This window comes from Actinomadura meyerae (assembly GCF_900188445.1).
Lineage (GTDB): Bacteria > Actinomycetota > Actinomycetes > Streptosporangiales > Streptosporangiaceae > Spirillospora > Spirillospora meyerae.
Map to the genome: position 1 here is coordinate 26184 of NZ_FZOR01000057.1, position 17866 is coordinate 44049.

Consider the following 17866-nt stretch of genomic DNA (forward strand, 5'->3'; position numbering starts at 1 on the left):
TGCAGATGCCCGAGCACAGGGAAGACGGCCAGGGCGGCCGGCGGGGCGGCGACCATCGCGCGGCGCCCCCGCAGCACCCCCGCCCGCAGCAGCCTCCGCAGCTCCCGCCGCAGGCCCAGCCCCAGCAGCCCGTCCAGCCGCCGCCGCAACCTCCGCAGCGGCCGGCCGGGCCGCCGCTCCCGGAGTCGTTCCCCGAGCGGTTCGCCCCGGCGGAGTCCGAACCGTCCGCGCCGCTGATCGTGGCCCGGCTGCCCGCGCGGGCGGCGCCCCGGACGGCGGCGCCTCCCGGCCGCTCCTACGTGTACTCCGACCGCGACGGGCGCCCCGTCGAGCTGACCGGCCGGCGGTCGCTCAACCCGCTCGGCTTCCTCGGCCCGCGCTACGAGTGGCGCGTCGAGGTCGACACGACGCTGCGCCGGGACGTGTTCGTCGACTCGGTGCCGAGCCGCACCGATCTCGCCCGGTTCGAGCTGACGATCGAGGCGGAGTGGGCGGTGAGCGACCCGGTCGCGGTGGTGGGCCACGGCATCACCGACGGCGCCGCGCTCGTCCGGTCCCGGCTGCTGGACGTGGCGCGCGCCGTCTGCCACCAGTTCGAGATCGGCCAGGTCGCCCGGGTGGAGGCGGCGCTCGCCGACCGGCTGCGCGCCGAGCCCCGCGGCTACGAGGAGGGCATCGGCGTGCGGCGCTGCTACGTCAAGGTCGTCCCGGACGAGCGGACCCGCCGGCGCCAGGAGCGGTTCGAGGACGCGCGGGTCGAGCGGCAGCTCACCAACGAGGAGGTCGAGGACCTGCGCGGCTCGATCCGCACCAGCTCCGACCTGTTCCTGCGCTACCTGGCGCAGGACCCCGAGCGGGTCGGCACCCTCATCGCCGACATGCGGGAGCACGAGCAGCTGAAGGAGCAGCGGGTCATCGAGCTGTACAACGCCGCCATCTCGGCGAACGTCGTCCGCCCGGCCCAGGTCAACGAGATGCTGGAGCGGCTGCTCGGCCCGATGACGGGGGTCCTCCAGCCGGAGGGCCGGACCGACCTGTTCGGCACCCGGGAGATCCCGGCGCCGTCGCCGCCCGAGCTGCCGATGATCCCCGGCCGGGTCGACCGGGGCACGGACGACTCCGCCCCCGCCCGAACCGGTGCCGCCCGAACCGGTGCCGCCGGAGCTGGTGCCGCCGGAGCCGGGGCCCCGGGACCCGGCGCGGACGAGGACGAGGACGTCATGCCCGGCCAGCTCCGCGGGCGGTCCGAGGACGGGGTGGAGTCCTGGAGGCCGATGCCGTGGGACTCCTGAGCCGCTTCCGCTCCGCGCCTCCCGCCTCCCCGAACGGTCCCGCTTTTCCGAACGGCACCGCTTTTCCGAACGGCACCGCCTCCCCGAACGGCACCGCCCCTGCCGGAGGGCCGGAGATGGACTTCCCGCGCCCGGCCGGCGCCGGCGCCCGGCAGACCCGGATGCCGTGGCGGCTGCCTGACGAGCCCGCCATCTCCGGCATCGCCGCCGACGCGGTGACCGTCGGGGCGCTGACCGTCCGGGCCGCCTCGCTCGTCGGGCCGGGGCACCGCTGCGCCGAGCCCGCCCAGCACCGGCAGGACGCCTACCGGCTCGGCCGCGACCCGGCGCGCCGGTTCCTGCTGGCGGCCGTCGCCGACGGCATGTCCGACAGCAGCCGCTCCCATCTCGGCGCGAACGTCGCCGCCACCGCGCTCGTCGCGCGGCTGCGCGCCGACCTCGGCCGCGGCGCCGACCCGGACGGTCCCGCGCTGTTCCTGGACGCGGCCCGGCAGATGTCGGGCATGGCCGCACAGCAGAAGGTGACGGAGAACGACGTGCGCGCCGCGGCGCTCGCCGCCGCCGTGCCGGTGGAGCCCGCGCCGGACGGGACCCGCCCGGTCTGGCTGTCGTGGCTGGCGGACGTCAGCGCGTGGCTGCGCACCGAGGACGGCTGGACGCGGCTGACCGGAACCGGCAAGGAGGGCCTCGACCAGGACGTGCTGACCGAGTTCCTGCCCTTCCACCCCGGCCGGACGCGGACGGCCCGGGTCGCGGTGCCGCGCGGCGCGGTGCTGGCGCTCGCGACCGACGGGATCGGGGACGTGCTCGGCGGCGGCGCCGCGCCGTGGTTCGCCGAGCGCTGGGCCGGGCCGCCGCACATCGCCTCGTTCGTGGCCGACGTCGGCTACGACGCCCGCGGGCGGCTCGACGACCGCACCGCCGTCGTGATCTGGTGCGACCGGTGAGGGCGTGGTCGGACCGGCCGTTCGGGCCGGTCACGCCGCTGCCGGACGTGGCCGCCGAGGGCGCCCGCGTCGCCGGGGAGAACGGCCAGTCGACGATGGTGTACGAGTGCGCCGGCCATCCCGGCTGGCTGGTGAAGCGCTACAAGCCCGGCTTCCCCGAGGAGCCGGCGGAGGTGCTCGACCGGCTGATCGCGCTGCCGGCCGCGATGAGCCCCGCCGAGCGCGCCGTGGTGGACGCGGCGACGTGCTGGCCCGTCAGCCGCGTCGAGTCGGGCGGCCGGACGGTCGGGGTCGTGATGGCCAAGGCGCCGCCGGAGTTCTTCGTCCGGGTCCGCACGCCGTTCGGGGAGTCCGACCCGATGCCGCTCAGCCTGGACCAGCTCGTCCAGTCCGACCGCGAGTTCTACGAGGCGCGCGACATGCCCGTCCCCGACCGGCGGGAGCGGGTCCTCGTCGCGCGGAACATGCTGCGCGTCGGGGCGGTGCTGGAGCGCCGCGACGTCGTCTACGGCGACTGGTCGTACGCGAACCTGTTCTGGGCGCGCGGGACGGGCGGCGTCTTCCTCATCGACATGGACGGCTGCGGCCTGTCGTCGCGCGCGTGGGTGGAGTGCAACTCCTGGGACGACCCCGCCGTCCGGCCGGGGGAGCGGCTCACCGTCCGCACCGACCGCTACAAGATCGCGGTGGCGGTGCTGCGCGCGCTGACGGGGGTGCGCGGGCAGGACCCGCATCCGGCCCTCGACGCCCTCGGCGGCCGGTTGCGCGCCGGGCCGTTCGGGGACGCCCTGAAATGCGCGATCGACGACCCGCCGGAGCTGCGGCCCAGTTCGGGCGAGCTGCTGGAGTTGCTGGAGAGCGAGCTGGACGCCCGGCCCGCACCCCGGCCCGCCCCGCCTCCGGTGCGGCAGCGGCCGCCCGAGCCCGTGCCTCCCTCCGAGGGGCCCACCCGGCCCCCCGCCGCCCCGCCTGCGCGCACCGCCGCCCCCACCGCCGCGCGCACCTCCTCACACGCCGCCTCCCGGCCGTCCATCGAGGACGACCCGTTCGAGCGGGACGCCGGTCCGGCGGCCGGCGGGCTCGACCGCTACGTCCTGCCGCTGATCGCCGCGTGCCTCGGCGTGCTGGCCCTGCTGGCGCTGGCCGGCCTCGCGTCCGCCCTTTTCTGACATACCGATCCGACCATTAGGAGGACATCCGGAAATGACCGAGCGAACAGGCGCGCAGGGCGGCCGCGGCAAGGGCATGCCGACCTATATCGCGCTCGACGTGTCCAAGTCGATGCAGGTTCACGAAACCCTGCTGAACGAGACCCTGGCGAAAATCATCAAGGAGCTGTACCTGAATCCGCGCGTCGCCGAGTTCGTGCACCTGTCGATCGTCACGTTCTCGTCCGCGCCGAACCTCGTCGTCCGGATGACGGAGCTGACGCGGATGCGGCAGATGCCGGTGCTGCGCTGCCAGGGCGGCACCAACTTCGGCCCGCTGTTCCAGATGCTGCGCGACCGGATCGACATCGACGTGCCGCTGCTCCAGGACAAGGGGTACAGCGTGCTGCGGCCGGTGGTGTTCCTGCTGACCGACGGGGCGCCGACCGACCGTCCCGACACCGGCTGGCGGGAGCCGCACCGGGCGCTCGTCGACCCGGACTGGCGGCGGCACGCCCGGGTCATCTCGTTCGGGTTCGGGGACGCCGTCGAGGACGTCCTGCGCGCCATGTCGACCGTCGAGACCTACATGGCGGACCCGGCCCTCGGCGACGCCACGCGGGCGCTGCCGGAGGCGATGAACGGGATGCTCAGCAGCATGGTCGCGTCCATGCAGGCCCGCGAGCTGCGGCTGCCGGACGACGTCGCCGGGTACCGCGCCCTGTCCGAGGAGTACGTCGAGCAGTGACCCCGGCCCGCCGGCGCGGCCGGGGGGCATGGCCGGGGCACGGCCTCAGGACACGGCTCAGGACACGGCTCAGGACACGGCTCAGGACACGGCGGCGTGCGGCACCGCCGCCTTCTTCTCCGGCAGGGCGGTGGCGCGGGTGAGGCGGCGGCCGAGGCGCTGGGCGGGGGACTCGATCCAGCGGTGGGACGCCCAGCTCGCCGCCACCAGGACCAGCACGAACAGCGACAGGCCGACGGCGTCCTCGCGCTCGGACGTGCCGATGAACTGCGCCGCGGCCATCAGCAGCAGCGGGTGCAGCAGGTACACGGAGAAGCTGATGGTGCCGAGCCCGGTCGCCCAGGCGGGGAAGCGGCGGTGCCGCAGCCGCCACGCCGCCGCGAACGTCAGCGCGGCGGCGACGGCCGCACCGGCCCAGACGAGCTGGGCGTTCGGGCCGTAGGGGGCGGCGTGCCACAACCCGGCGGCGAGCGCGCCCGCGAGGACAGCGCCGCCCGCCACGGCGCCCGCGCGCCAGGTGGTCTGGCCGTGCTCGGCGCGGTGGACGGCGGTGCCGGCGAACATGGTGGCCAGCAGGATGAGGCTCTCCCACGCGCTGACGCGGCCGTTCACGCAGATCAGCACGAGGGCGACGAGCCCGCCGAGGAGCCCGCCCAGGGTGCGGGCGGCGGCCCGCCGCGAAACCGCCGCCGCGATCGCCACCAGCAGGGCGGCGGCGGTCACCGCGACGACCGGGCCCGTCCCGGCGGTGCGCGACAGCAGGGCCGCGGGCGCGTACGCGCCGGTCAGCAGGCCGCCCGCCGTCAGCGTGACGGCGACCAGCGCCACCACCGTGAGGACGACGGCGGCCTGCGCGGACCCGCGGTGCCGCCCCACCACGTACAGCGCGACGATCAGCAGGTAGAAGGCCATCTCGTAGGAGAGCGTCCACAGCACGTTCATCGCGTTCGGGACGTTCAGCAGGTCCTGCAGCATCGTCAGGTGCGCCACGACCGCGGTCGCGGGGGAGTACTGCTCCAGCCCGGCGCGCAGTCCCAGGACGCCCAGCAGGAACGGCAGGACGGCGAGCAGGCAGGTCACCGCGAGCAGCGGGTAGATGCGGAAGAAGCGGCCGATCCAGAACCCGCGGACGCTGCCGCGCCGCTCCAGCGACGCCGGGATGATGTAGCCGCTGACGAGGAAGAAGACGAGCACGCCGAACAGTCCGGGATCGAACCAGTCGGCCAGCCGGACCCGCAGCGACGGAAGGTAGACGTAGCTCGCGTGGTGCAGTGCCACCGCCAGAGCCGCCCCGCCCCGGAGCGCGTCAAGCCACCCAAGTCTGGACGTAGCGGGAGGATCATCGGAAGTGACAAACATTCCGACAGGGTAGTCGCTCTGCCCTCAACTGCAACATGAAGGCCAGACTTCCCTAAAACGGTTATTTGCCGTGAAATAGGTGAGTCCGGTGGCCGGCGCGTCCGGTAAGGGCGCCGAAAGGGGAGCGATTCATGCCCGCGATCACGCACCGCTCGACCCGCGAACCGCTGATCAAGTCCCGATTCCTGTCCCATGGCACGCTCAAGATCACTGATGTGGCGGCGACCCGCCGTTTCTACGAGGAAGTGCTCGGCCTGGACGTCGTCCAGCCGATGATGGCGGCACTCTACGTCCGGCTCGGCGGCGACCACGCCTACGTGTGCGTGGAGTCCAAGCCGGACCGGCCCGACATGCCGCTGCTCTACCACAACGGGATCGACGTCGGCAGCGACGAGGACGTGGACGAGGCGTACGCGCGCATCGCCGAGGTGAGCGACGACTACGGCGTGAAGGAGCTGAACAAGCCCGTCCGCCAGCACGGCGTCTACTCGTTCTACCTCAAGGACCTCGACGGCAACTGGTGGGAGATCGGCCACCTGCCGCCGCGCGGCTACCGGTTCCGCTTCACCGACCCGCGCAACGACCTCACCGGGCGCGACGGCATCAGCCCCCAGGAGGCCAAGGAGGTGTTCCTGAACCCGGTGGTGGACACCGAGTGAGGGCCGGCGGCACCGACTGATGTGGGGCGGCTGGGGCACGATGGGCGCATGACGACACTGCCGCTGAGCCCGGACGAACTGCTCACCACCACCCGCACCGTGCGCAAGCGCCTCGACCTCGACCGGCCCGTGCCCCTCGACCTCGTCCGCGAGTGCCTGGAGATCGCGCTGCAGGCACCGAGCGGAAGCAACCGCCAGGGCTGGCAGTGGGTCGTCGTGACCGACCCCGAGCAGCGGAGGGCGATCGGCGAGTACTACCGGCGCTCGTTCGCCGCCTACGCCGCGTCCAAGGCGTCGGCGGACTCGCTCTACAAGGACGACCCGGACCGCGCCGAGGTGCAGCGCCGCGTCGGTGACAGCGCGGCCTACCTGGCCGAGCGGATGGGCGAGGTGCCCGTCCTGGTGCTCCCGTGCCTGCGGGTGGAGGGCGGCGAGCTGCCCGGCGGCAACCAGGCGGGCCTGTGGGGCTCGCTGCTGCCCGCCGCGTGGAGCTACGCGCTCGCCGCCCGCGCCCGCGGGCTCGGCACCGCCTGGACGTCGCTGCACCTGGTGTACGAGCGGGAGGTCGCCGAAGTGCTCGGCCTGCCCGCGGACGTGCGGCAGGGCGCGCTGCTCCCGACGGCCTTCTACACGGGCGACACCTTCCGCCCGGCGCCGCGCGTCCCGCTGGAGGAGGTCCTCCACATCGACCGCTGGTAGAGCGGCCGCGTCGTCGAAAACGCCGGCTCGGCGGGCGACCTGGGGACACTTATTGGCGGATCGCCAATAGGTTATTGCCACCCTGCCAATAGTTGTTCTAGTGTGCGGTGGCACAGCAGGGGGCCCTGCGGCGGAGGGGATGCCGAAGCAGCCGCCCCCCGCCGAGATCTTCGACGACCAGTGATGGGACGACGCATGCCCACCCCGTCTCCGGCGGCCCCGCGTGACCGACGTCTTCGCGCCAGACGCACGCGGGGCCTGCCGGGTCCCCCGCGCCCGACCTCGCGCCCGACCTCGCCCTCGACGAGCCCGCTTCCGGCGAGCCCGCAGCCGGCGAGGAGGTGACACCGGCCTTGTCCGCCATCCAACTGCCGCGCCGCGTCCACGGCCTGCTGGGCGAGGTCGGCGAGCTGTTCGTCATCGCCCTGGAGGCCGTCCGCCGCACCTGGGACGTGCGCACCTGGGCCTGGGAGTTCGCCGAGCAGGCGTGGTTCCTCGCCCGGGTCACGAGCATCCCGGTGATCCTCGTGTCGCTGCCGCTCGGCGCGACGGTCGCGCTGCAGGTCGGGCAGCTCGCCGCGCAGCTCGGCGCGCAGTCGGCGACCGGCGGCGCGGTCGTCGTCGGGCTGGTCCGCGAGGTCGCGCCGATCGCCGCCGCGCTGATCATCGCGGGTGCGGGCGGGTCGGCGATGACCGCCGACATGGGCGCCCGCCGCATCCGCGACGAGCTGTCGGCGATGGAGGCGATGGCGGTCAACCCGGTGCACCGGCTCGTCACGCCCCGGCTGTGGGCGGCGAGCCTGGTCTCCACGCTGCTCGCCTCGCTCGTCATCGTCGCGGGCGCGGCCGGCGGCTTCGTGTTCAACGTGCTGCTCCAGGACGTCACCCCCGGCGCCTACTTCGACGGCGCGGTGTCGCTGCTCCAGACGTCCGACCTGGTCGTCACGCTGCTGAAGTCCTGGCTGTTCGGCGTCATCGCGGCCGTGGTCGCCTGCTACATGGGGATGAGCTGCGCGGCCAGCCCGGTCGGCGTCGGCCGCGCCGTCAACCGCGCGATCGTCGTCGCGTTCATGCTCGTGTTCGCCCTCAACTATGTGATCACGACGGTGTACTTCGTCGCGTTCCCGCCGAGGATCTGATGGCCCTTCCCGTGATGGAGCGGATCGCGCCGCGCGCCGCGCAGGCGGGCACGGCCGCGCTCCAGCGCTCTGGCGACCTGGCCCAATGGCCGGTGTTCGTCTACCGCATCCTGCTGTACTCGGTGCGCGACCTGATCCTGCGCCGCAAGTACACCAAGACCATCGCCCGGCACGTCAGCGACGTGGTCGTGGGCGTCGGCGCCAGCGTCGTCGGCGGCGGCATGATCTTCGTCATCTTCACGATGGCGTTCTTCGTCGGCACCGAGGTGGGGCTCCAGGGCTACACCGGGCTGGAGTCGATCGGCGCGCAGTCCTTCATGGGCCTCGTCGGGTCGTTCGCCAATGTGCGAGAGATCACGCCGGTCATCGCGGCGGTCGCGCTCGCCGCGCAGTGCGGGTCGGCGTTCACCGCCGAGCTCGGCGCGATGCGGATCTCCGAGGAGATCGACGCCCTGGAGGTCATGGGCATCGGGTCGTTCGCGTACCTGGTGTGCACCCGCGTCGTCGCCGCGCTCATCGCGCTCGTGCCGCTCTACCTGATCGCGCTGTTCGCGAGCTTCTTCTCCACCCGGCTGATCAGCACGAGCTTCTTCGACCTGGCGCCCGGCGTCTACGACTACTACTTCCGGATGTACCTGCCGACCATCGACCTCGTCTACAGCGCGATCAAGGTCGCGGTATTCGCCTTCGCGGTGATCACCATCCACTGCTACTACGGCTTCTACGCGACCGGCGGACCGGCCGGGGTGGGCCGCGCCGCGGGCCGCGCGATCCGGCTGTCCATCATCGTGATCGTCGTCCTGAACCTGCTGCTGTCCTACGTCTTCTGGGGCAACGGCGCGACCGTGAGGCTCACCGGATGATCAACGAGGAGATCCCGCTGCCGCGCCGGCTGCTGATCAGCGCGGTCACGCTCGCCGTGCTGGCGGGCCTGCTGTACGTGCTGGTCGCCCGGCCGGGCCGCGACCCCGGCACGGTGCTGGCCGCGGAGTTCGGCCGCGCCGGGCAGGGCCTCGGCACCGGCACCCCGGTGAAGATCCGCGGGGTGACGGTCGGCTCCGTGGACGGCGTCGAGCTGACCGGCGGCGGCCGGGCCCGGGTCGCGCTGCGGCTGGACGCGGGGACGCGGGTCCCCGACACCGTCAGCGCGTCCATCGAGCCCGCGTCGGCGTTCGGGCCGAAGTTCGTCGCCCTAGTGCCCGGCGCGCACGCCGACACCGGCCCCTTCCTCGCGTCCGGCGCCCGCATCGCGCGGACCTCTGACCCGCGCGACCTGTCGGACCTGCTCGCCCGCGCCGACGCCGGGCTCGGCGCGATCGACGCCGAGGAGGTCGGCACGATCGTGCACACCGCCGCGACCGGCCTGCACGGGCAGGGCGCGCGGCTGCGGCAGACCATCGACCAGACCGGCATCCTGCTGTCGGTCGCCTACAAGAACCGCGCCAACGCCCGCCGCTTCATCGGCGACACCGCCGACCTGTCCGGCGCGCTGTCGGACAAGGGCGACGAACTGGTCGGCATCTCCGGCGACGCGAACGCGCTGATCGGCACGGCGGCGCAGGGCCGCGGCCGGCTGGCGGGCTTCGCCGACGGCCTGACGGACGTGTCGCTGCTGGTCTCGCACGGGTTCGACGAGCGCGGCGGGCAGCTCGGCCAGGCGTTCCGCTCGTCGGAGCGGACGGCGCGCATCATCTACGCGCAGCTCGGACTCGTCGGCGACGCCGTCCGCACGGGGAACAAGCTGCTGCCCCTCTACGGGGAGCTGACCAACTTGAAGGGCCCCGGCGGCAAGAACTACATCCGCACGCAGGGGTACCTGCCGACGGACCCGTGCGGGCTGATCCTCGGCCTGTGCGGTCCCTACGGCGGCACGCGGGGAGGGCGGTGACATGGCGTCCACCCTGTCGCGCCGCGCCCGCATCGGCCTCGTCGCCCGGCTCACCGCGTTCGTCACCGTCACCGGCGTCCTCACCACCGCCATCGGCATGCAGATCGCCCGCGTCGACACCGCCGGCGGCTGGCACCTCACCGCGACCTTCGACGACGCCAGCGGGCTGATGAAGGGCGACCAGGTGAAGATCGCCGGGGCGCCGGTCGGCCAGGTCGACGAGGTGAAGGTCGTCGACGGCAAGGCCCGCGTGAAGCTCACCGTCCGCGACGCGGTGCGCGTCCCCGCCGACAGCGAGGCCGCGATCCGCTGGCGCGACGCCATGGGCCGCCGCGTCGTCTACCTGGTCCCGGGCAAGAGCGCCGCCCGGATGCGGGACGGCGCGCGCATCACCCGGACGCGGTCGGCCGTGGACGGCAGCGCCCTGCTCGACCAGCTCGGGCCGCTCGTCCGCGCGCTGGACCCGAAGCAGGTCAACACCGTCCTCGTGTCGCTGTCGGAGGCGCTCGACGGGAACGCCGGCAACATCGACCGGCTGATCGCCGACATCGACACGCTGTCGGCGACGATCGCCAAGCGGCGCGAACTGCTGCGGCAGATGCTGGCCGACTACGCGACCGTCACCGGCATCATCGCGCGGCGCGACAAGCAGATCGGCTCCGCGGTCGACGACCTCGTCAGCCTGAGCGGCGCGTTCTCCGGCAACCGCAAGCTGATCGACGACACCCTCGTGCAGCTCGCCGCCCTCGCCCGGACCTCCGACGCGCTGCTCGCGGGCAACGAGCGCGAGCTCGGCCGGGTCGTGGACCGGCTGTCGGCGTTCTCGGCCGGGGTGAACCGCAACGACGGCACGCTGCTGCAGGTCCTGCGGTCGGTGACGCCGAAGCTCCGGCACATCTTCGCCGCCGCCGACAACGGCGGGTACGTGGAGGCCGCGATCCCCTGCCTCTCGCTCGCCGCGCCGCCCTGCCCGTACCCGACGCGCCTGCCCGGCCCCCGCGAGGGCGCCGCCGGCATCGACACGCCCAAGGAACTGGAGAACCTGATGGTCGGGGGTGGCCGATGGCACTGAAGTCCTTCCGGGACCGGAACCGGATCGCGGTCGGGCTGGTGTCGGCGGGCACGCTGGTCGCGCTGGTCGTCTCGGTGTACCTGGTCGGGACGCGCGGCCTGTTCAAGGACCGCTACACCGTCACCGGGGTGTTCGCCGCGACCGGCGGGCTGCGCTCCGGCGACGAGGTCCGGGTCGCGGGCGTCCGCGTCGGCGAGGTCGCCTCCGTCCGCCCCGACCACCGCAAGGGGCACGTCGTCGTGACCTGGAAGGTCGACGGCGACGTCGACCTCGGCCCGAACACCCGCGCCGAGATCAAGGTCGCGAACGTGCTCGGCGGCCGGTACCTGCGGCTGTCCGGCCCGGTCGCGAACCCGCACCTGGCGGACGTGCCCGAGGGCAGGCGCCGCATCCCGCTGGACCGCACCCAGGTCCCGACGACGATCAACGACGTGCTGGACGCGTCCACCCGGACGGTGTCCAAGCTCGACACCAAGGCCATCAACAAGATCGTGGCGGAGCTGAACGGGATCGGCGAGGAGGACCGCGGCCGGCTCGGCCGGGCGCTGACCAACCTCGCCGGCCTCGCCGAGGCGGTGAACGAGTCCGACCCGCAGATCAAGAAGCTGCTCGACAGCGGCGACCGGATCCTCAAGCTCGCGGACGCCAAGGACGCCGAGCTGTCCCGGCTGCTCACCAACGTCCAGGCCATGCTGGACGAGCTGCGCCAGCGCCGCACCGAGCTGGCGGCGTTCCTCGGGTCCGGGAACCGGACGGTCGCCGCCCTCACCAAGCTGATCGACGACCGGCAGGCGAAGCTGCTGACCCTGGTCGCCGACCTGCGCGGCACGCTCGGCACCCTGCGCCCCGCGACCGGCGACTTCAACGAGCTGCTCGCCTGGGCCGGGCCCACGCTGTCCGGGCTGTCCGGCACCGGTGGGCGAGGGCCGTGGCTGGAGGTCGTCGCGACCGGGCTCGGCCCGCTGTCGCCGAAGGACCTTGCCGACCTCGCCCGCATCGCACCGAAGGGAGCCCGCCCATGAGCCGCCGCGCACGCCCGGTCGCGGCGGCCGCCGTGCTCGCGCTGACCGCGGCGCTCGGCGGCTGCGGCATCGCCTCCGAGCCGACCTACCCGATGACGATCTACTTCGCGAAGGCGCCCTCCCTCTACGAGGAGTCGCAGGTGAAGGTGATGGGCGCCGACGCGGGGACGATCACTTCGATCAAGGACGAGAAGCACCGGGTGCGCGTCGACATCGCGGTGAAGCGGTCCGTGCCCGTCCCCGCCGGGGTCCACGCGGCGATCGACTCCTCCGACGCGCTCGGCGAGCGGTTCATCAGCCTGCACCCGGTGTGGAAGCCCGGCATGCCGGAGGCCGAGCCCGGGGCGGTCGTCCCGCAGGAGCGCACCGAGCTGCCGGTGGAGATCGACGACGCGCTCGCCGCGTTCGCCAAGCTCAACAACTCGATCGACGCGGGCGCGCTCGGCCCGGCGATCCACCGGGCCGCCGGGTCCGTGCGCGGCCGGGGGCAGGGCATCAACGACGCGCTGCACGACACGTCCGAGCTGACCGGCGACCTCGCCGCGCAGGACGAGAAGATCGCGTCGCTGGCGAAGGGCCTGCACAGCCTCGCCGCCGACCTCAACGGCCGCGACCGCAAGCTGTCGGACCTGCTGCGGTCCTTCTCCACCACGAGCCGGACGCTCGCCGACGAGCGCACCCGGTTGCGCGACTTTGTCGCCGGGCTCGCCGCCGCGATCCGCAAGAGCGACGTGCTGATCACCACCTACCGGGAGACGCTGCCGTCCACGGTCGCGGACCTGTCCAACATCGTGCTCAGCCTCAAGGGCAACGTCGCCGGGCTCACCCAGGCCATCGACAGCCTCGGCCGGTTCGCCGACGTCGCCGTCCAGGCGTGGGACAAGCGCAACCACGTCGCCACCATCCGGCTCGTCGTCCACGGCACCGTCCGGACCTGGCTCCAGCCGCTCTTCACCGCGATGGGCTGGGGGAACATTCCGTGCCTCGAAGGACAGCCGGCGCTCGCCGACTGCCGGCCGCCCGCGGGAGGACGGGGATGAGAGCATTCATGGTCTGTCTTCTCGCGTCCGTCCTGGTCGTCGCGGCGGGAGGCTGCTCGCTGCAGACGATCGGCGCGCCGCGCGGCGACGTGACCCTCAACGCCACGTTCGACGACGTGCAGAGCCTCGTCGTCGGGCACAGCGTCCAGGTCGCCGACATCCGCGTCGGCACCGTCACCGGCATCAGGCTGGACGGCTACCGCGCCCGCGTCACCATGTCGCTGCGCGAGCGCGTCCCGTCCGGGACGACGGCGACGATCGCCAAGTCGTCGCTGCTCGGCGAGAACTACGTGCGGCTGAACCTGCCGGCCGGGGCGCGGCTGGACACCGGCCCGTTCCTGGCGTCCGGCGCCACGATCGCGAACACCGGCGTCCAGCCCGACCTGGAGCAGATCAGCGAGAAGGTCGGGCCGCTGCTCGCCGCCCTCGGCGGCCAGGACATCGCCACCATCAGCGCCGAGTCCGCGACCGCGCTCGGCGGCAAGGGAAAGCAGCTCAACACGCTCATCTCCCGCGCGGCCGACGTCGGCGACCAGTACGCCGCCGCCAGCGCCGACCTGGGCCGCGCCCTCGACTCGCTCGGGCGGCTCGGGCGGTCCCTCAGCAAGGGCCAGAAGGACCTCGAGCGGCTGCCCGGCAACGTCGAGCTCGCCACCCAGCGGCTCCAGGCCGACCGCGACAACCTCAAGCGCACCATCCAGGCGCTGCTGAAGCTCGCCACCTCGGTGAACGCCAAGGTGCAGAAGCGCCACGCGGCGCGGCTCGCGACCCTGCTGAAGCGCGCGGACGAGCTGCTCGCCGCCGCGCTGCGCGGCCGCGACGAGCTGAAGACCCTGGCCGGGACCGTGCTGAACTTCCTCAACGGGCCGTCGGTGTCGTCCAGCGGCCAGGCGCTCCTGTTCCTGTGGATCAAGGGCTTCCTGCCGCATCCCGGTGCCGCCACGACCGGAACGGCCGGGAAGACGGGCACGACCGGCACGACCGGCACGACCGGTGCGTCCGGGGCGTCCGCCGGCGCGTCCGGCAAACGGCAGAACCTCCAAGGATTGCTGGGGCCGCGCCCATGAAGTTTCCCCGCGTCGCCGTCAACCTCGTGTTCTTCGCGCTGCTAGGCGCCGTCCTCGCGGTCTGGGCGGTCCGCAGCGTCATCCACATCGAGGCGCTCGAACGTCCCTTCACCGTCACCGCCGACTTCGCGTCCTCGCCCGGCCTGCACGGCGACCTGGAGGTCACGCACCTCGGCGTCCGCGTCGGCGAGGTCGGGACCGTCAAGCTGCGCGGCGACCACGTCGCCGTCGGCCTCAACCTCGACCGGGACGCCCGCGTCCCCGCCGACGTGAGAGCGCGGGTGCTGCGCAAGTCGGCGATCGGCGAGCCGTACATCGAGCTGACCCCGGCGGCGGGCACGTCCGCCGGAACCCGGACGCTCAAGGCCGGCGACCACATCCCGGTCGCCCGCACCGCCGGGACCACCGACTACAAGCAGCTGTTCGACGGCCTCAGCCGCACCCTCGACGCCGTCGACCCGCGCGACACCCGGACGCTCGTGCACGAACTGGCCACCGGTCTCGAAGGGCGCGGCACCGACCTGCACGACATGATCTCCGACGCGCACCGGCTGACCGGCACCCTCGCCGCCGACGCCGGCACGCTGGACGCGCTGTCGCGCGAGCTCACCCGCCTCACCGCGACGCTCACCGCCCACCGCGGCGACATCGCCTCCGGCGTCGACGACCTCGCGCTGCTCACCGCGTCCCTGCGGCAGTCGAGCCGCGACCTCGACAGCGTCCTCGCCAAGGGGCCCGGCGCCATGAAGAACCTGCACGCGCTGCTGCAGGACGCCCGGCCCGGCCTGGACTGCCTGCTCACCGCCGCCGCGACGCCCACCGCGCCGCTGATGACGCCCGCCAACCAGCGGAAGATCACCCACGTGCTGCGGCTCGTCCCGACGCTGCAGGCGCTCGTCTCCGACATCACCGCGACCGAGGCGAGCGGCAAGTACCTGCGGGTCACGCCCGTCATCACGCTCACCGGACCGGCCAAGGCGGCGACCGAGTACACCACCCCGACGCCGAAGCCCAAGGCGCCGAACCTCACCCTGTGCAAGGCGAACGGGCCGGTGGGCCAGGAGGCCGCGCAGGCCGCCTCGAAGATCAAGCCGACCCCCGGGGCGGGCCGCGGCGACGCGGGGTCCGGCGCGCCCGCCGGCACCTCCCCGGACGGCGACCTGCGTCCGGTGAACGCGAGCGGGGAGCAGCGGGACACCCGCTGGCTGCCGCTCCTGCCTCCCGTGCTCGGCGGCCTCATCGTCGTCGCCGCCGTCCTCAACACCCTCCGCGTCGCCCTGCGCCGCCGTTCCCGATAGGCCCCTGGAGGACCTCGTGAGCAAGACCGACACCCGTCCGAAGGACGACGCCGAGACCGCGGAGCCCGAGGTCGCCGAGGACACGGCGGCCGACGAGGAGACCAAGGCCGACGAGGAGACCAAGGCCGAGGACAAGGCCGAGGCCGGCGAGCCGGAGAAGGCGAAGGCCGAAAAGGAGCCCGCCGAAAAGAAGCCCGCCGAGGAGGAGCCCGCCGGGAAGGTGGCCGTCACGAAGGACGGGGGTGCCGGCGAGACCGGCCGGGCGGCGTGGTGGCGGCGGGTGCCCGGGAAGGCGTGGCCGGTGCGGGCGACGGTCGCGGTGGCGGTCGTCGGGTCGGCCGTCACCGCCGGGCTTCAGTGGCACGAGGCCGACCAGGCGGCACAGCGGGACGCTGAGCGCACGCAGGTCAGGGCCAGCGCCGCCGAGTTCGGGCAGGCGCTGCTCAGCTATGACCACACCAAGCTGCGGGACGCCCGGAACCACGTCCTGTCGCTGGCGTCCGACGACTTCGCGAAGACCTACGACGAGGCGTTCACCGGCGGGCTCGAAGGCGTCATCACCAAGCTGAAGGCGGACGCGACGGCGACCGTCCGGACCGTGTACCTCGGTGAGATCGAGTCGGGGACGGCCAAGGCGGTCGTCGTCATGGACTCCGAGGTGCACAGCACCGCGGGCACCCGCCGGGTCCTCGGCTCCTACCTCGACATGCGGCTGGTCCGGCGCGGCGGGGAGTGGAAGGTCACCGACGTCACCTCGGTCGGCGCGGCCAACGAGAGCATGACCGACCCGGACGGCAACCAGCAGGACCCCGGCAAGGCCGTCCCGACGCCGAAGCCGAGCAACTGACCCGGAGCCGGGGCGGGACCGGGGCGATGGGTCAGCGGTCGAGGACGGCCTGGAGGGCGCCGTCCGCCGCCTCCGTCCCGGTGCCGGCCTCGCCGACCGCGCCGTTCCATTTCTCGGCGTAGGCGTCCGCGCTCTGGGCGAACGAACTCCTCAGCGCGGGCCCGAGCAGCAACCCGGCGACCGGGACTAGGTGCCGCCCCCAGCCACGGCCTTCGACGGTGGCGGTGACGTCCACCGTCCATTGCCCGTCGCCGTCCGCGACCCGGGTGACGGTCAGGGCCGCCTCGCCCGCCGGGTTCTCGGCGCGGCCGGTGAGGAGCGGCGCCGGGGTGCCGCCCCACCAGCGCCCGAGGCCGGCCTCGGCCGCCGCTGTGACCTGCGAGTATCCCTCGAACGCCCCGGCGAACCCGGCGCGGACGGCGGTGGGCTTGCGGGCGCCGTCGGTCTCGATCCAGGCCGCCTGCCCGCCGTCCGGGGTGCCGAACTCGACGCGGTTCGCGCCGTCGCGGTCCCACGCCGCCACGTGCACGTCGAGCGGCTCGATCTCGTCCTCCGGGACGAAGGCGACGCGGTACCGCGCGCCGGGCCCGATGTGCTTGCCCTTCAGAAGCCGGACGCTGAAGGCGCCCGCCTCCCGCTTGACGAGCCGTCCCCGGGAGAAGGGCAATCCCTCGATTCCCTGATGGAGGGTCGCCGCATACTCCTCGACCCATTCGCGCGAAACGGCCTTGAGCGTCACCCGGTGCTCGAAATCGAGCCGGTCCCGCAGGCCGTGCTTCACGATGCCGGGCATTTCCTTGTTCCATGCGGTCACGACGTCGGCGATGCCCTCGTCCAGCGCGCGCCGGATCTGCGCTCGCGCGATGACCAGCCCGACCGCCGCGAACGGCCGGGCGAGGGACCGCCCGGTGAGCCGCGCCGTCGTCCGGACGGTCCAGCGTCCCCGCTTGTCCTTGCGGCGGGCGATCCGCAGCTCGGCGCCGGCGAACGGATGGACCACCCGGACGGAGACGGGAGCCGCCTTCTCCCGGGACCCGGACCACCACTCGTCGACCCGCAACTCGCCCTCCCACCGCGCGCGACGCAGCCCGCGGAACGGCTTCGGCCCCTGGTAGTCGCCCGAGACGCGGACGGAGTCGAGCCGCCGGGCGGCCATCCGCAGACCTATCCGCAGGTTGACCGTGTGGCCTTCGGAGACGATCGCGGCCTCGATCCGCGACTCGCCGACCCTGTTCCAGGCGAGGACGCGCACATCGAGGGAGAGCTCGTCCGTCTCGCCGGTGTAGCGGGCTCCGGCGGCGAGGTGCCTGCCCTCCACCAGCCTCAGGTCGTCGATGACCTCGTCCCCGAACCGGAGCCCGTCCTTGGTGACCGGTGCCTGCTCCGCGGCGTCCAGCAGCGCGCGCACGGCCTGGTCCAGAAGATCTCGTGGAAATGGGGCGAGTGCGGCATCGCGCCGGAACCGGGCCATGCGCCTCATGATCCTTGATCGGCGTCCGCGTGAACAGGGGGAAATCCCCATGGACGGCCCGCGGAATCGTGAGGTCTAGGGCGTGTCTCGAAGTCGGGTGTGTGACGGTGTGTCGTGATCTCTAAGTAGTGAGGTCTCCGGTAGATGGGTTCATCGACGAAGAAGAACCT

General features: G+C 73.3%; 17 protein-coding genes. 15 read left to right on the forward strand and 2 right to left on the reverse strand.

All coding sequences use genetic code 11. The features are described from left to right. Positions 1-5: 5 nt before the first annotated feature. From CHF16_RS35905 to CHF16_RS35920, 4 genes are all read left to right on the forward strand, one after another. Positions 6-1292, forward strand: coding sequence for a hypothetical protein (locus tag CHF16_RS35905; protein ID WP_143228264.1), 1287 nt, complete (start codon positions 6-8; stop codon positions 1290-1292). 116 nt (positions 1293-1408) lie between these two features. After that, a complete protein-coding gene (locus CHF16_RS35910) occupies positions 1409-2239 on the forward strand; it encodes a protein phosphatase 2C domain-containing protein (protein ID WP_089330647.1) in 831 nt (276 codons plus the stop codon). Then, on the forward strand, positions 2236-3408 hold the full coding sequence (locus CHF16_RS35915) for a hypothetical protein (RefSeq protein ID WP_089330648.1): 1173 nt from the start codon (positions 2236-2238) through the stop codon (positions 3406-3408). Before CHF16_RS35910 ends, CHF16_RS35915 begins: the two co-directional genes overlap by 4 nt. 34 nt (positions 3409-3442) lie before the next feature. After that, positions 3443-4135 carry a vWA domain-containing protein gene (locus CHF16_RS35920; protein WP_089330649.1) on the forward strand — a complete coding sequence of 231 codons (693 nt, stop codon included), beginning with the start codon at positions 3443-3445 and terminating at the stop codon, positions 4133-4135. Positions 4136-4216: 81 nt separating this feature from the next. Here the strand turns inward: CHF16_RS35920 and CHF16_RS35925 are convergent, their stop codons facing one another. Beyond that, positions 4217-5413: an acyltransferase family protein gene (locus CHF16_RS35925; RefSeq protein ID WP_245869746.1), complete on the reverse strand. Its 1197-nt coding sequence runs from the start codon at positions 5411-5413 to the stop codon at positions 4217-4219. 212 nt (positions 5414-5625) lie between these two features. On the opposite strand from CHF16_RS35925, the gene CHF16_RS35930 reads away from it, so the two are divergent. The 11 genes from CHF16_RS35930 (at position 5626) to CHF16_RS35980 (ending at position 16225) form a co-directional block, all read left to right on the forward strand. After that, positions 5626-6153 (forward strand): VOC family protein, encoded by a 528-nt coding sequence (locus tag CHF16_RS35930; protein WP_089330651.1) that lies wholly within the window; start codon positions 5626-5628, stop codon positions 6151-6153. Positions 6154-6201: 48 nt separating this feature from the next. Next, a complete protein-coding gene (locus tag CHF16_RS35935) occupies positions 6202-6852 on the forward strand; it encodes a nitroreductase family protein (protein ID WP_089330652.1) in 651 nt (216 codons plus the stop codon). Positions 6853-7205: 353 nt separating this feature from the next. Further along, on the forward strand, positions 7206-7991 hold the full coding sequence (locus CHF16_RS35940) for an MlaE family ABC transporter permease (protein ID WP_089330653.1): 786 nt from the start codon (positions 7206-7208) through the stop codon (positions 7989-7991). Further along, on the forward strand, positions 7991-8854 hold the full coding sequence (locus tag CHF16_RS35945; RefSeq protein ID WP_245869747.1) for an ABC transporter permease: 864 nt from the start codon (positions 7991-7993) through the stop codon (positions 8852-8854). Before CHF16_RS35940 ends, CHF16_RS35945 begins: the two co-directional genes overlap by 1 nt. After that, a complete protein-coding gene (locus CHF16_RS35950; protein WP_089330654.1) occupies positions 8851-9879 on the forward strand; it encodes an MlaD family protein in 1029 nt (342 codons plus the stop codon). The genes CHF16_RS35945 and CHF16_RS35950 overlap by 4 nt, the downstream gene beginning before the upstream one ends. Before the next feature lies 1 nt (position 9880). Continuing rightward, on the forward strand, positions 9881-10951 hold the full coding sequence (locus CHF16_RS35955) for an MCE family protein (protein WP_089330655.1): 1071 nt from the start codon (positions 9881-9883) through the stop codon (positions 10949-10951). After that, on the forward strand, positions 10942-11973 hold the full coding sequence (locus tag CHF16_RS35960) for an MCE family protein (RefSeq protein WP_089330656.1): 1032 nt from the start codon (positions 10942-10944) through the stop codon (positions 11971-11973). The genes CHF16_RS35955 and CHF16_RS35960 overlap by 10 nt, the downstream gene beginning before the upstream one ends. Next, complete coding sequence (locus CHF16_RS35965; RefSeq protein ID WP_089330657.1) at positions 11970-13013, forward strand: MCE family protein; 1044 nt, start codon at positions 11970-11972, stop codon at positions 13011-13013. Before CHF16_RS35960 ends, CHF16_RS35965 begins: the two co-directional genes overlap by 4 nt. An 8-nt stretch (positions 13014-13021) precedes the next feature. Further along, on the forward strand, positions 13022-14080 hold the full coding sequence (locus CHF16_RS35970; protein ID WP_245869748.1) for an MlaD family protein: 1059 nt from the start codon (positions 13022-13024) through the stop codon (positions 14078-14080). After that, complete coding sequence (locus CHF16_RS35975) at positions 14077-15378, forward strand: MCE family protein (RefSeq protein WP_089330659.1); 1302 nt, start codon at positions 14077-14079, stop codon at positions 15376-15378. Before CHF16_RS35970 ends, CHF16_RS35975 begins: the two co-directional genes overlap by 4 nt. A gap of 16 nt (positions 15379-15394) precedes the next feature. After that, positions 15395-16225: a hypothetical protein gene (locus CHF16_RS35980; protein ID WP_089330660.1), complete on the forward strand. Its 831-nt coding sequence runs from the start codon at positions 15395-15397 to the stop codon at positions 16223-16225. A gap of 31 nt (positions 16226-16256) precedes the next feature. Here the strand turns inward: CHF16_RS35980 and CHF16_RS35985 are convergent, their stop codons facing one another. Continuing rightward, positions 16257-17696, reverse strand: a complete 1440-nt coding sequence (locus CHF16_RS35985) for a hypothetical protein (RefSeq protein ID WP_143228265.1) — start codon at positions 17694-17696, stop codon at positions 16257-16259. Positions 17697-17866: the final 170 nt, after the last annotated feature.